General features: G+C 54.6%; 10 protein-coding genes. 4 read left to right on the top strand and 6 right to left on the bottom strand.

Annotation, left to right across the window (positions count from 1 at the left end; genetic code table 11):
* Positions 1-100: 100 nt before the first annotated feature.
* A complete protein-coding gene (locus SBL51_RS08510; RefSeq protein ID WP_317930474.1) occupies positions 101-1,396 on the top strand; it encodes an NCS2 family permease in 1,296 nt (431 codons plus the stop codon).
* A gap of 132 nt (positions 1,397-1,528) precedes the next feature.
* Here SBL51_RS08510 and SBL51_RS08505 read toward each other — a convergent pair whose 3' ends face one another.
* On the bottom strand, positions 1,529-2,845 hold the full coding sequence (locus tag SBL51_RS08505) for an aminotransferase class V-fold PLP-dependent enzyme (RefSeq protein ID WP_317930473.1): 1,317 nt from the start codon (positions 2,843-2,845) through the stop codon (positions 1,529-1,531).
* A gap of 505 nt (positions 2,846-3,350) precedes the next feature.
* Here SBL51_RS08505 and SBL51_RS08500 point away from each other — a divergent pair.
* Positions 3,351-4,955, top strand: coding sequence for an inorganic phosphate transporter (locus SBL51_RS08500; protein ID WP_317930472.1), 1,605 nt, complete (start codon positions 3,351-3,353; stop codon positions 4,953-4,955).
* 56 nt (positions 4,956-5,011) lie between these two features.
* Here SBL51_RS08500 and SBL51_RS08495 read toward each other — a convergent pair whose 3' ends face one another.
* The 5 genes from SBL51_RS08495 to SBL51_RS08475 all read right to left on the bottom strand — a co-directional run bounded on the left by SBL51_RS08495 (position 5,012) and on the right by SBL51_RS08475 (position 12,770).
* Positions 5,012-5,803 carry a hypothetical protein gene (locus tag SBL51_RS08495; protein ID WP_317930471.1) on the bottom strand — a complete coding sequence of 264 codons (792 nt, stop codon included), beginning with the start codon at positions 5,801-5,803 and terminating at the stop codon, positions 5,012-5,014.
* Between the two features lie 162 nt (positions 5,804-5,965).
* Positions 5,966-7,921: an EAL domain-containing protein gene (locus tag SBL51_RS08490; protein WP_317930470.1), complete on the bottom strand. Its 1,956-nt coding sequence runs from the start codon at positions 7,919-7,921 to the stop codon at positions 5,966-5,968.
* 102 nt (positions 7,922-8,023) lie between these two features.
* Positions 8,024-10,093 carry a putative bifunctional diguanylate cyclase/phosphodiesterase gene (locus SBL51_RS08485; protein ID WP_317930469.1) on the bottom strand — a complete coding sequence of 690 codons (2,070 nt, stop codon included), beginning with the start codon at positions 10,091-10,093 and terminating at the stop codon, positions 8,024-8,026.
* 1,318 nt (positions 10,094-11,411) lie between these two features.
* Positions 11,412-11,762, bottom strand: coding sequence for a cupin domain-containing protein (locus tag SBL51_RS08480; protein WP_317930468.1), 351 nt, complete (start codon positions 11,760-11,762; stop codon positions 11,412-11,414).
* Between the two features lie 123 nt (positions 11,763-11,885).
* Entirely contained in the window at positions 11,886-12,770 is an 885-nt protein-coding gene (locus SBL51_RS08475) for an IclR family transcriptional regulator (protein ID WP_317930467.1), read from the bottom strand.
* Between the two features lie 196 nt (positions 12,771-12,966).
* Between SBL51_RS08475 and SBL51_RS08470 the strand changes: the two genes are divergently transcribed.
* The gene (locus tag SBL51_RS08470; protein WP_317930466.1) at positions 12,967-14,112 is read left to right on the top strand and encodes a sulfotransferase; all 1,146 of its coding nucleotides are present in this window, start codon (positions 12,967-12,969) and stop codon (positions 14,110-14,112) included.
* Positions 14,113-14,124: 12 nt separating this feature from the next.
* Positions 14,125-14,937, top strand: a complete 813-nt coding sequence (locus SBL51_RS08465) for an SDR family NAD(P)-dependent oxidoreductase (protein WP_317930465.1) — start codon at positions 14,125-14,127, stop codon at positions 14,935-14,937.
* Positions 14,938-14,963: the final 26 nt, after the last annotated feature.

The raw sequence follows: 14,963 nt of genomic DNA, 5'->3' as shown, positions 1-14,963 counted from the left end.
GTCTTTGCCCTGGGCTTTAGTCAATAATCGCCCACTTGCGTCTGCGTGCTGTGGTAACCCTGGCCGGGCGACCGTTAATTTTTGGATAAGTGAAAATCTTATGGAATATGTTGCGAACTATTTTGGACTGAAAGCGCGAGGCACCAACATTCGCACTGAAGCCATGGCCGGGTTAACCACCTTTTTGGCAATGGTCTACATCACTGTGGTAAACCCTGGCATTCTATCGGATGCCGGTATGGATTTTGGAGCGGTATTCGTGGCTACCTGCCTGGCGGCGGCGTTTGGCTCTATTGTTATGGGAGTGTTGGGCAACTACCCCATCGCCCAGGCGCCGGGTATGGGGCAGAACGCCTTTTTTACCTACGGCATTGTTTTGGGTATGGGTCATACCTGGCAGGTGGCGCTGGGCGCGGTGTTTCTGTCGGGGGTGATCTTCGTTATTTTGAGCGTGCTGCCGGTCCGTGAATGGTTGATCAACGCCATCCCAAGGAATTTAAAACTGGGCATGTCGGCGGGTATTGGCCTCTTTTTGGGCATTATTGCCTTAAGCAGCGCCGGCATTGTGGTCGACAGCCCGGCGACACTGGTCACCTTGGGCGATCTCACCAGCTTTAACGCACTAATGTGCCTGGGTGGCTTTGCCATTATCACGGCACTCTCCTACCGCAAGTTCACCGGCGCCGTGGTGGTGGGCATGCTGTTTGTGGCCGCCATCGGCTGGCTGACCGGCAGTGTTGAGTTCAAGGGGGTGATCTCCACTCCGCCCAGCATCGGCCCGGTATTTTTTGAGCTGGATATTAAAGGCGCGTTCGAGGTGGGCATGGTTACCACCATCATCACCCTCTTGATTGTCGATGTGTTCGATACCGCGGGGACCATGGTGGGTGTCTCCACCCGTGCCGGCCTTACCAAGAAGGATGGCTCCCTGCCGGACCTGGGCATGGCGCTGTTGTCCGACTCCGGCGCCACCGCCTTTGGCGCGCTGATGGGTACCTCATCCACCACCAGCTACATCGAAAGCGCCGCCGGTGTGGAAGCCGGTGGCCGTACCGGATTGACCGCTGTCTTTTGTGGCATCTTCTTTCTGCTCTGCCTGCTGTTTGCGCCGTTGGCGCAGAGTGTGCCCGCCTACGCCACTGCGGCGGCACTACTGTTTGTTGCCTGCCTGATGACCCGCAGCCTGGCCGACTTGGAGTGGGACGACTACACCGAAAGCGCACCGGCAGTGATTGCTGCGATTGCCATGCCGTTGGGCTACTCCATCGCCGATGGTATCGGCCTTGGCTTTATCTCCTACGCGGTGATCAAGGTGATCTGCGGTCGGCCCCACGCCTGTCCGCCGGTGGTGTATGTCATTGGTGCCATCTTTGTGGCCAAGTTTGTTTTCTTGTAATTGTCGGTCGTGGGCGGCCGAATTGGCTGCCCAAGGTTCGAGGGTGTGTGTGGTGTGCGGGCGATGGTTTGCGTTGGCAGCCGTCGCCCGCGCGCAGCCAGGCAACTGGCGGCGCAACCCCCTGGCTGCGAGCTAGGCAAGCTTTTTTAAGGCGGCAAGCAATGCCGTTATCTCATCTGGGCTGGTAAACACCTGTGGTGTTACGCGAATGCAGCAACCACTGGCCAGCCCCTTGCGCACCACGGTAAAAATTCCAAATTCGTTTTCCAGGCGCGCCTGCAGGGCTTGCAGCTGCTCAAGCTGGCTTTGGCCGCGCAGGCGGAAGGCGGCCATGCCGGTGCTGGTCTCGGCCTCGCTGGCTCCCAACATCTCTATCGCCGGCAACTGTTCGGCTTCACTCACCCACAAATTGCGCAGGTAGCGTAGGCGAGCCTCCTTGTTGGCTGGCCCCACCCGCTGGTGGAAATCGAGCGCCGCGGGTACGGCCAGAAAACTGGCGAAGTTGGCGGTGGCCAGATGCACCCGGGTATAGACCCGGCTGTTGTCCGGGTCCGCTTCACCGGGGAAGGGGGCCACCTTGGCCAGACTGCCGCGTTTCATATAGAGGGCGCCGACACCCACCGGGGCGCCAATCCATTTGTGCAGATTAAACACCGCCCAGTCGACACCGAGCTCGGGCAGGGTGAAGTTGAGCAGCCCCCAGGATTGGGCGCAGTCGCAGATCACATCGATCCCCCGGGCTTTGGCGGCGGCCGCTATCTCCCGCACCGGCAGGCGCAGGCCGTGCTGATTGCTGACGTGGGTAAGCAGGATGAGTTTCAGGTTGGGGTTGGCAGCGAAGGCATCGAGATAGTGCCGCAGTAGCGTGGCTTGGTCGGCCTGGGCTGGCAGTGCCAACTGCACGGCACTGCAGCCGTGCTCTTTGGCCAGCCAGGCCATGCCCTGCTTAAAGCCGGGGTAGTCGATATCGGCCCAGAGAATGGCGTCGGTGGCGGTTAAACCGCGGTACTGCCGGATCAGGCTGTGGAAGGATTCACTGGCGTTGCGGGTTAACACCAACTCGTCTGCTGCGACAGCCAGTGCCGTCGCCGCGAGCCCGGTCGCGGCGCGGTGGTCGTCGGGGTAGCCTTTGCGGGCGTAGTAGGCGTTCTGCTGGTTAACCATTCGGGTCGCCGCCAGGTAGGTGGCCTCCACCGGCTGCGCCATTTTGCCCCAATAGCCGTGCTCCAAATTGATAATGCCCTCGGTTCGGTCATAGAAGCTGGCCACGTAACGCCAGTAGGCTTCGTCACTGGCCAGCGCTTCAGCATCGGTAGTCTGAGTCGAGTTAAAGGGGTACTGCTGTTCGGGGAATTGGATGGCATTGCTGGCCCTGGGGGCGAGCGAGGCCAAAGAGGCGCCACCTATTAAGAGCTGGCGACGCGACAGCGGCCGGAGTTGTCTATTCATTGAAACCTTACTGCGGAATTAACCAAATTAATCTATTGCACTGTTGGCGGTGCACCACGCACAGGTTGTGCCAGCGCGCGCCAGCTGGATTACCGACTGCGGTGCTTGCCCTGTCACTGGTTGTTGGCGTTGGGTCTAGCGGGTCAGTCGCGGGTGTTGTTGCCGTCGCTGCGATGTGGTTCCCCAGGCAACTCTGCTAGCCGCTTGGGTCAAGTATGTCACGAGTATCTTGCTTTTGTGTGTCAGCGGGGAGAGACGACTGTTTTGGGATGGCACAGGCTCGGTAAGGCTTCTGATTTGGGAGCCACCTCTGATGGGAATCAGGCTATAATGCCGGCCCGGTGACCGGGACGTGGGATGTATCGGGTGGAATCGCCCGCTAATGCGCGGGTTAGTGAGCATTGCCTGTCGCATTGTCATCTTTTTGTAACAAACAGGTTATTAATATCTACACCTATTTGTCACTGGTAACCACCTGCAGAATGTTGGTTTGTTAAGGCGCGGTATGGCTAATCACTCTTCTTTCGGCTCTCCTCTGGCCACAGTTTCACCCGGTATCTCCAAATTTAGCCTCTTCTTTGCGTGCCTGATGCTCGGCTTCGCTGGCTACTTCCTCTATTGGGGCTTGGCCTACACAGAATATAACCACGTGTTGCTCTTTTTTCTGGCATCGCTGTTCGGCCTATTTATGGCCTTCACTATTGGCGGTAACGATGTCGCCAACTCCTTTGGTACCAGCGTCGGTGCCGGCACGCTCACCATCAAGCAGGCGTTGCTGGTGGCGGCTATTTTTGAGGTGAGTGGTGCGGTGATTGCTGGCGGTGAAGTGACCGAGACCATTCGTAAGGGCATTGTCGATCTCTCCTCGGTACACCTGGAGCCGATGCAGTTTGTCTACATCATGATGTCGGCTCTGCTGGCGGCGGCTGTCTGGTTGTTGATCGCCACCAAAATGGGCTGGCCGGTCTCTACCACCCACGCCATTATCGGCGGTATTGTCGGTGGCTCGGTGACTCTAGGAGGGATGCTCTCCGACGCCGGCTCCCCTTGGGCGTTGGTGCGCTGGAGTAAGATTGGTCAAATTGCTATCTCCTGGGTGCTGTCACCGTTGTTGGGCGGGTTGGTCTCCTATGTGTTGTTCAGAACCATCAAAGATCACATCCTGCGCTACAACGAGCAGGCTTCTCTGGCGCTAAATGGAATCCGCCAGGAGAAAAAAGCGCACCGAGAACAACATAAGGAGGCATTTGAGCGGTTGGGAGAGCTGCAACAGGTAGCCTACGCCGGTGCCATGGCCCGCGACGCGGTTGTCTGGCAGGACCGGGATTTTGATGCCTCCGACCTGGAATCTGAATACTTTCGTGAGCTGCACCACATAGAACAGCGCGCCACCTCCATCGCGGCCTATAAAGCGCTGGAGAACTGGGTACCGCTGATTGCCGCCCTGGGCGGTATGGTGATCACCGCCATGATGCTGTTCAAAGGTCTGAAACACATGCACCTGGGGCTATCCACCCTCAGTAACTTCCTGGTGATGGCGATGGTAGGTGCGGTAATCTGGCTGGCCACCTTTGTCTTTGCTAAAACCTTAAAGAGCTCCGACCTGGAGCGCTCCACCTTTCTGATGTTCAGTTGGATGCAGGTATTCACTGCCTCCGGCTTTGCCTTCAGCCACGGCTCTAACGATATCGCCAATGCCATTGGCCCTTTTGCCGCCATTTTGGAGGTATTGAAAACCGGCCAGATTGGCTCCTCGGCCGGCATCCCTTCGGTGGCCATGCTTACCTTTGGTGTGGCACTGATTGTCGGCCTTTGGTTTATCGGTAAAGAGGTGATTCAAACGGTGGGCCACAACCTTACCAAAATGCACCCAGCGTCCGGCTTTTCCGCCGAGCTTTCTGCTGCGGTAGTGGTGATGCTGGCCTCACTGCTGGGCCTGCCTGTCTCGAGTACCCATATTTTGATTGGGGCGGTTCTGGGGGTGGGTTTGGTTAACCGGCAGGCTAACTGGGGGTTGATGAAGCCGATAGCACTGGCTTGGGTGATCACGCTGCCCGCCGCCGCCCTCTTGGCCTCTCTCTGTTTCCTGGTGCTGCAGAGCATTTTCTAAGCGGCCGGAATATTCCCGCCTACCTGTACTCACTCGTTGGTTGGCCGGCGAGCGGGTCAGAACTGAATTAAATTACCAAATAAGATCGGCTGGTAGCCAAAGATGGCGCTGATGTGGTGGAAGAAGGCGTGCTGCCCTTCATTGCGCCAGATTTCACTGACCTGCTCATTGGCGCTGTGGTAACGCGCCAGCAGCTGTTCGAAACTCTCCTCCTCTACTGTTGCGGCTGGCAGTGCGTCATCGACCATGCCTAACCAGGTGGCACTGACGCCCATAATAAACAGTGGCCACTGCGCCTGCAGAGAGGGTGACCAGTGTTGATCGCTGGTGGCGGCCAGATTTTCGGCGTCGGGGTAGGCCTCGCTTTGGGTAATCACTTGCGTTAAGTAGCCGGCGGCCAGTGCCTGCTCGACCAAGCCATTGTTTTGGATCTGGGCAAACAGATTGGTGGCGGTCTGCGCATCGGTAAAAAATAGAAAGCTGAATTGATGGCCGGCCGCATCCGAGCCGGCCCGGCGGTGAAACCGCCACAACGGCAGCGCCTCATAGTGCTGGTCGATCAGCTTGGCGAACAGCTCATGGGCTAGCAGCGGATCCATATCCCAGCGAATATTCCCCCCCTCGTCGGCGGCGATTCGCAAGCGTATGGCGTACCACTGTCGTAGTGGTGCGGCATCGTCTGGAGTGTTGTGTGCCGCGCTGTACCCCGCCGGCGGTATAGCCGGTGAGAGTGTGTTGGTGCAATCCGCTAAGGTGAGTGCCAGACATAGGGCGGCCACCAGTTGGAGCAGGCGATAGAACATAGTGAAGAAGACTCGGTTGGCTTGTGCCCGGCTGCGTGTGGCCACCGGTGTTTAAGCGATGAGGGGCCATAGTAATGGCTCGGCCGGGTATGCGAAAGTGCGGGCCAGAGTGGCCGCTGGCCCGCCGGGGAATAAATAGCGGTAGTAAAAGCTTCTGAGTTGACTGGCCGGTGCCGGTTTAACCGGCGAGCTAAGTCGGCTTAAGGATTAAAATAACTCGACGTCATCGTCCAGGTTGTCGTCGCCGGCAACCGTTGCCGGCTCTTTGTGTTTGGTGAGTAGCGAGAGGTGTTCTACCGTGGTTTGCAGTCGTTCCACCAGATGTGAGGAGGCGTCCTCCTGCCAGCTGTGCTCGTTTAGGAACTTGCTCACCAGATTCTTCAGGTAATTCTCCTGCTCGATGGTGAGGTCCAACAGATGGAAACTGAGCCCGATTTCGGTGTTTAGGGTATCGATCATCTCCAGGCGCAGATTGCTGGAGGCCTCAACCTGGGTTACCGCGGTAAGCGAGATAGACATTAAATCCTCCACTGCCCGTTCGATGGCGCTCGCCTGGATGATGCATTCGTAGCGGGCATCCATACATTCAATAATGGCGGCAACATAGTCGCGGATCTGACCTTTTTCGGCTGGATCCTGCGGCAGATTTTTGATCAGAAAAGAGCACAGCTTACCGTTGACCACGATGCGGTTGCCAAACTCGTAGAGCCGGCCTTTATCGCGTAGTACCTCAAATACGTTGAGCTCGGTGGGCCGGCAGTGAATATGTTTGGAGTCGTAACTGGTGACGCGGTCGCCATCAAAAAAGACCACACTGGCCAGCAGGTTGTGCTGGTGCATGTAACGAAACAGCGCTTTCGAGATCTCTTGCTCATCGTTGGCGGCACAGATCGCTTTCATCAGTTGCACAATCTCACCGTAATTGGCAGCGTCGCGCATGGACTGCATGGCCAGCTCAGAGGAGCTTTTTGCCATTTGGGATATTTTGCGATTGGCTGCCCGGGCGTTGAGTGAGCGGTTGATGATGGCCAGGGTCTCCATCACCGGCATGGATTGATGGATGAAGGCATAGACACCGGCTTCATAGCAGCGCAGGTAGAGATTTTTATCGTCACTTTTGGCGACCACCAGGGTTGAACTGCCGTCAAAGTCGTCGCGTGTGGAGAGGTCATCCAATAGCTGGAACGCGCGATTGTCGGGGGCGTCGACCTCAAAGATCAGCAGGTCGGCGTTGAGTTTGATGATTTCGTCTGCGCTTAAATGCTCGCCGTTGACCGTGGTCACTCTAAAGCCGTGCGGCAGAAAACTGACCAGGTTGCCGCGAAAGCCCAGGTTGTGTTCCACCAGGACAATATTGCAATCCAGGTTATAGCTACAGGCGAAATGAGAGTTCTGGTCCATAGCGCTTAGCGGCGATGGCCGGCCGAACATAAAGCCTTGTGCCGAGTTAACGCCCAATGATGCCAAGTAGTTGGTCTCTTCGGCGCTCTCCACACCAACGGCGGTCAGTTCGGCATTGATTGAGTCGGCAATCGCGCGATAGCGTTGGATATGTGCGCGGTTCTCCAGATTATTTTGCGGGTCGCCAAAGAAGAAGCGCGGTAATTTTATCTCGTCAATCTGATTGCGCTCCGGCCAGTTTTCAAGCAGTTCGGCATTGCCGGTCGCCTCTATAGCCAGTTTACTGCCGGCGCCTTTCAACAGCGACAGCCCCGCTTGCGCCCGCTCCAGTGCCTGCAGGGTGCTGCTCTCAATAATGTCCACCGTCAGCTTCGCCAGTGGCATAGACGAGCGCTCCAGGCGGGCCAGCAGCTTGTCGATAAAGGCGAGATCTTCAAACAGAGCCAAATCAATATTGATGGTGATGTTTGGCTCCAGGCCGGTGGTGCTGCAACTCTTCCAGTCGCCAACTAACTTATCGATCATCGATAGGGTCAGAGTTGGGAAAAGCCCCATGCGTTTAAAGACCGGCAGAAAAACCAGTGGCGATTGTGATTCAAAGCCTTTTGTTTTTAAGCGTAGCAAGCCCTCCATGCCGACCACTTCGGAGGGGTCGCCAATGGAGACTTTTTTTTGATAAACCAGAAAAAAATCTTCATTTTTAATCAGATTTTTAACCACAAACTCATCAATGTTGTCGGTGGCGGCGTTGCGACTGGACATGCTCTGGTAACTCCTATTTAACGAGCAGTTGATGTCGTGCTTGACAGAGCTAGCGGCGTCTCTGCATTGCTCAATTTCATTTAACGGTCACTCGCCGAATCGTTAGGGCTCGGCGTAAAGTTTGCGTGTATTATCACTAAAATAAAATGCTTCGAACTCTGCTGGTGCCAAGGGCTTTGAGTACCAGTAACCCTGACCGTAGTCGCAGCCTATGTCTTGCAGCATGCGATGCTGTTGCTCTGTCTCCACCCCTTCGGCAACCACTTTCAGGCCGAGTTTGTGTGCCAGTAGAATGATCCCCTCGCACACAACAAAGTCGTTGGTGTGTGTCTCTATACGACGAATAAAAGTGCGATCAATTTTGATGTAGTCGAGATTAAAGCGGTTGATGTAGGCGAGCGATGAGTAGCCGGTGCCAAAATCGTCTATGGCAATTTCGATGCCCAGGTGGGCGAAGTCGCGTAATTTTTTACCAGTGACGCCGGCGTTGGCCATTAAACTGTTTTCGGTAATTTCGACGATCAGATTTTTACACGACAAGCCTTGATTTTGCAGATATTTGCTCCAGCGCAGTGGCGCCTGGTCTTCGGCGCGAAATTGTACCGGCGACTTATTGATGCTGATTTGAAAATCTTTGCCGAAGCGTTTGGTCCACTCGGTTAGGGTGGCAACGGCAGATTCAAATACCCACTCGCCGATGTCGCAAATCACACCATTCTCCTCGGCCACCGGAATAAATTCAGCCGGGCTGACCAGCCCCAGTTCCGGATGGCGCCAGCGAATAAGGGCCTCGGATTTGGCAACTTTGCCACTGGCCAGGGCTACGATCGGCTGGTACACCAGATGCAGTTGTTGGCCCTGTATGGCAAGTGGCAGATCCTTGGCAATCTGCTGGTTGCGGGAGATGGTGGTTTGCATGTAGGTATCATACAACCGGTAGGTATTACGGCCGGTTCTCTTGGACTCGTACAAGGCGTAGTCGGCATAAGCAATCAGATCTTTGGCACTTTTACCGTGGGCAGGGAAGAGTGATATCCCGGCACTGGCCGAAATAATGACGCTGACGTTGTTCACCTCAAACGGTTGGTGCAGCACCTTGATAATTTTGGCGGCGATATGCGAGGCATCGTGGCGGTTAGTCACCGAAGGTAGCAGCACTAAAAATTCATCACCGCCAATGCGGCCAATCAGATCCTCTTTGCGGAGCGTGTTAATCAACTGCTGGGCGACATGTTTAATAACGAGGTCACCAAAATCATGGCCTAACTTATCATTAATGTTTTTAAACTTGTCCAGATCAATGTAGAGCAGGGCGAAGCCAGCATTGGTTATCTGGCACTGATCAATCTCATTGGCCAGTTGCTCCACAAAGGAGCGACGGGTTAATAGGCCGGTTAATCCGTCTGACTGGCTGCGCCGTCTGAGGGCTTCGCTGGCGCGAACCTGATGGGAGATGTCCCGCGCAATTTTGGATACGCCAACGATTTTGCCATCGGCGTCTTTAATGGGCGATAGGGTTACTGCAACATCGATTAACTGGCCGTATTTACTGAGCCTTTGGGTGTGGAAGTGATCCACTCGCCGACCTTGGCTGATTTCTGTCAATATGAAATCTTCTTCATCGGCGCGGTCTGCCGGAAATAATTTGAGCATGGGCTGGCCGATCATCTCAATGGCGCTGTAACCAAAAATCTGTTCAGCGCCGCGGTTCCAGCTGGTGACCAGTCCGTTGGTGGTTTTACTGATAATGGCATCGTCACAATCCATGATCAGTGCCTGGAAACGTCTCGCCTGCAGCTCCAGCTCAACCTCATGGCTGATGTCCCGGGCAATAATTGCTAGTCCCAGATTGCCCTGTTGATCTTTAATGGCACAGGTGGTGGCGGAGATATTAATTGTGTGGCCATCTTTGTGTAAGCGGAGGGTGCGTACCGGTGCCGGTGTTTCGCCAATAGCTATCTGGGCCGACCATTGCGCCTCCTGCTCGAGGCAATCGCCGGGTAGGAGCCTGGCGCTGGTTTGCCCGAGCATCTCTTCTGGTCGGTAACCAAACATCGTTTCAGCGCCGCTATTCCAGCTGCTGATCAAACCATCGACGTCCGTGATGATAATGGCATCGTTGGTGGTAGCGAGAATAGACGCAAGCTGCTGCTGAATATCAAACGATTTCAATGTCGAGACTGCCCCACAGGTTGTGAGCCCAAAGAGATACGGTATTGGTGTTTGGCTGCGAGGCCATTTGTGCTACTTGTCCTGAAATATTCGAATGTTTACCACAAGCCCGATGTGGTTATTTTGAACTAGGGTTCTAGATTCAATATTAGACAGCCATCGCTGTTATTCAAATGGCTCAATTCTGGGTTTAGCCGGACTTGAGGCGTTTATTGAGTGAGCTCGATAGTTAAAATCAACTGATTAGGATTTCAGCTGGGGGCGGGCAAATTCTAATTGGCTATAAATATTTTTGTTTTTCTGCGAGCTGCAGGTGGTAAATAAATACTTTGCTATTTAAAGTTGGCTAAATTAAGACCGACTTAACTTGTTTGTTAATAAAACTTAACTCTATCTTTACATTTTGGGCTGACGATACGTTTTTACGTGATAGTTTTTTTAAATCTTTTTTTGCCGCAAAAGTTCGTTATCTCTTTGGTCTTGCTACTAAGGTCTATATTCAAAAAAATTAGCCATCAGTCGCTTAAATCGACGTTTGTTTGATTTGGATCATCTCTGCTATTGGCTAAAAAGCCGATTGCCACGCCAGTTGGTTGGTCTGTGGGAGAGCGTACCGCTCTAATTACCTGTCATAAATAACAGTCTATGGGTAGCGGCTATCCAAAGAGGGCTCCCCGGATTTCGGTAAAGGAGTTGGTGGGTAATAAATTGGCGGGTAAAAAGGTGGTTGGGAGAAAGGATTATCCGGTGAGCCTAGGGCCTGTTAACACTAATTTAGCACCTCTGTTGATCTTGAAATGAGCTCGATCTAGGCGCGAGCCGCGTAGTTTGGTGGGCCCAAATCAGCGGTGAGCAACAACGAGCTAGCTCATTTCAGGCTCAACCCTTCGGGCAGGGGCCAGTTTTTTGCCCAGCGTTGTTGCCAGCCGCTTAGGTAGGCTCACTACATGGCACGTCTGGCGCCTAGCTGGACAAAAAACTGACCTCCGGCAGTGGTGCTAAATTAGTGTTAACAGGCCCTAGGTTAATGACTGGCGTGTTACTAACTGCCCTATAACACGCCGTGCCTCTTCTTCGGTTTGCCCACCTGCTAGGCCCTTACTGGGCTCTCAATATAAATTGGGCCCTCGTAATTAATAGCGCGGACAATTTGACGACGGGCAATAATTTAGCCGGGCCATCCATTTAATAAGCCAGGCGCGCGATTTTACCAAAATCGGATTTTATTAAGTTGGCTGCGCTGCTTTAATTACCGTCGCCTGGTCTCTATTTAAAAATGCGTTGGCGTCTTGGTGGCAAAGCTTACTCTTTACCAGAGCTACTTTTTCAGTTCCGTCTCAACGATAACCACTTCGCTCTCGCCAATGTTGACCACATTGTGGGTAGTGGCGGGCAGGTAGACGGTCTGGCCATCGCTCAGGTTGATCACCTGTGTTGGTGTTGTTTTGTCGTTGGCGATCAGTTGCAGTTGACCACCTTTCACCGTATAGAGCACGCGATGGTGGTAGTCGTGAGTGTGCATACCCGATTCTGCGCCTGGGGCGTAGATCGCGCGTACAACCAACACCGAATCGTTGTCTAACAGAATCTCTTTGCTGCTCTGGGGTGTTTCCGCCAGGGTGACCATGGGTAGGCACAAAGCAGCTATTTTTATTAGTAGTTTTCTCATAACGGTTGCTCATTGGGTGTGGTGGAAAGGTGAGTGGACGGGGACTGTAACCCAATTAAAATGGCTTGTCAGCCGCAACTCTGTTCGTGGAAAACCCTTGTTATTATGGCATTCTCAAGCGCTCTATCTGGGCTTGCGACCGTGGCTTTCACTGGTAATTACGGCGGTAACGGCCAATAGCCGCTCGATGATTGTGGTGGCTTGGACATGGGTTAGCCCGGGCGGCAGGCCACTGAGCGAGAGCTCAAATAGCACTTCGCCATCGCTGTTAAATATCGGCGCGGAGATGTGGCTCAATCGTCTTCCCGCCAAATCCTCCAGGGCGAGTAGTTGCATCTCATCGTTGCTGAGTGGTGCCACCTGCTTTGCCATCTGCGCCCAGTAGTCTGGCTGGTGCTGCTCGTCATGGTGCTGGCGAATGGCTTCGGCCAAGGCCAGCATCCCCGCCTCCAATACCGACATTGCGTAACCGCGTTCGCGCACCACGGCCATGGCGTTGTTAAGAAATTGGCGTCGTTGAGCGCTGAGTTCGGGGCCGGCGCGATCCAAATAAGCATTAATTTCCGGTTGCTTGGCCCAGGCGATGTGGCCAAGGCCAAGTGGCGGCATAAGCGGCCGCTGTTCCCCCGTTTTGATCACCCCCTCCGCCGTGGTGGAGGAGCCCGCTTTGGCAATAAACAGCATATGTCGGCCGGTGACGGCGCTGGCAATGCACTGTACGCCGAGCTCCTCCGCCAGACGTGTCATCTCCCGCTGGGCGATGGCCACCACCGGGTGCCGTTCCAGTGTTGCCTGGCCGATGGCAGCCAGCGCCAAGCCGAGACTATAGGTTTTGTGCTTCGGGTGGCGGGTGAGGTAGCCGGCTTCGGTCAAGGTTGACAGCACCCGATGGGCTGAGCCGTAGCTTAGCGCCAGGCGGCTGGCCAGCTCGCTCAGGTTGAATGACTGGGTTGGGTGAGCGGCCAAAAAATTGAGCAGCTCAACTACCCGGCGGTTGCTGTCGGACATGATTTATAGCCTTAGTGTCGATTTAAGGAACAAGGCGGTTGACAGGGACTGGGGTGGCCGCAATTATGTTTCCAATATTAATAATCATATTTCCATATATGGAAATAAAAACTATAAACGCCTCATTGGTTGAATTCAACAGCAGCCTGATCGACAGGGGTTTCTTCAAGACAGTGGTTTCTAGGTAGAGAGACAAATGATTTCTGTAGACTCAATTATTGCTGCGGCCGAACAGCAAACGGGCTTGCCCGCTAAGCTCGAACCAGCCGTACTGGAAGGACTAAATCAGTATGTCAGTTCGCTCAATAGAGAGGCGCCACTGACTGAGCGCGGCTGGCAGAGTGTGCAGGGCACATTAATTACCAATCTGAGTAACCGCCTGCGCGTGGAGGCCTATCTGGCCGAGCATCCGCAGCTGTTACAGACACCCATTGAAAAGCCACTGTTTGTCTTTGGCCTGCCGCGTACCGGTACCACCTTGGTTATTAATCTGTTGAATGAAGATCCCGCCCGGCGCTGCTTCCGGCGTTGGGAGTCCCTCGACTCGGTGCCGCCGCCAACAACGGCTGAGTTAAGTAGTGGCCCGCGCTATGAGAAGAGCCAGCAAATGACCCAGCTCTCCCTCAAATACGCGCCACAGATTGCCGCCATTCATTACGAGGATGCCGATAGTCCCACCGAGTGCCAGTTTGCTATGTCGCAGTCTTTCTGCGCGCAGTATTACGAGGCCATTGCCGAGGTGCCGAGTTACCGCCAATGGTTTTTAAATGCGGATTACCGCCCGGCTTTTCAGTACCAGAAAAAATTGCTGCAACTGTTGCAAGCCCAGGCGCCCGGACGCTGGACGTTGAAAAACCCCTGGCACCCGCTTTTTTTAGAGGATTTAACGCAGGTTTATCCGGATGCCCAACTGGTGATGACTCATCGCGATCCCGTCGATGTGGTGGGCTCCTGTTGCAGCCTGATTAAACACGTACGCGCCATGATGAGCGATAAGGTTGATCTCCGTTACATTGGCGAAACCATGATGGATACCTTTGCCTCCATGGTTGAGCGGACCCTAGCCTTCAAGGCCAAGCACGGTTGGGATTCAATTTATGATCTGCACTACAGTGCGGTGATGCGTGATCCTATCGGTGAAATTAAAAAGGTTTATGACCATTTTAATGAGCCCTGGACCGAAGCCGCAGAGCAGGCGATGACGGCCTATCTGGCCAATAATCCCAAGGGTAAATTTGGCAAGCACGAGTACAGCTTGGCGGAGTACGGCTTAACCGCCGCTAAGGTGCGCGAACGCTTTGCCGACTACTGTGATCGGTTTGCGATCGCCGTTAACAATTAAAGAGAAGTTGTTATGGATTTAATGTTAAGCGGCCAGGTCGCTATTGTTACCGGTGCCACCGCCAACATCGGCCGCAGCATCGCGCTGGCGTTGGCGGCGGAAGAGGTACAACTGGTTGCCGTTGGCCGTGATGAAGTTGCCGGTGAAAAGCTGGTGGCGGAGGCTAAGACGGCGGGTGCCAGCACTGCTATCTTCGTTGCTGCCGATCTGCTACAGGTTGAGGCGCCGGCGAAAATTTTAATGGCAGCTGAACAGCTGGGGCCAGTCGCTATTTTGGTGAACGGTGTTGGGGGTAATGTCGAGCAATCGTTTTTTGTCGATTCTGACCCGGAGCTTTGGCAACAGGATATCGATCTCAATTTCGGCACCGTGTTGCGCATGACCCGGGCGGTGCTACCCGGTATGGTGGCTCGAGGCTCGGGTGCGATTATTAATATCGGTTCCACCGCCGGCTTGGTGGGCGACTATATGCTGCCTATCTACTCAGCCATGAAAGGGGCGGTGCACAGTTTCACCAAGGTATTGGCGAAGGAGGTTGGCCAGCACGGCGTGCGGGTCAATGCCATTGCCCCCTATGCCACCATAGGCCAGTCGCCGGATGATTTCAGTCGCGGCAGCCGCTTCCACCCGGACAACAATTTTTTTGCCAAGGGGGCGGCTGAGCTGAGTGACTATGATAAAAGTATGCGCCAGCGCAAGCCGTTGGTGGGCAGGCCCTTTGCCACACCGGCGGAGATCTCCAGCCTGGCGGCCTATTTGGCCTCTACTAAGGCCAGCTTTGTCACCGGCCAGGTGTGGTCGGTGGATGGTGGCAGTTTGCTCTGATTGGCCGAGCACTTGCGCGCGATTTG

The sequence above is a fragment of the Halioxenophilus sp. WMMB6 genome, from assembly GCF_033283405.1.
Lineage (GTDB): Bacteria > Pseudomonadota > Gammaproteobacteria > Pseudomonadales > Cellvibrionaceae > Halioxenophilus.
Note: the sequence above shows the minus strand (reverse complement) of the source record. Positions and strands in the feature narration are given on the sequence as shown.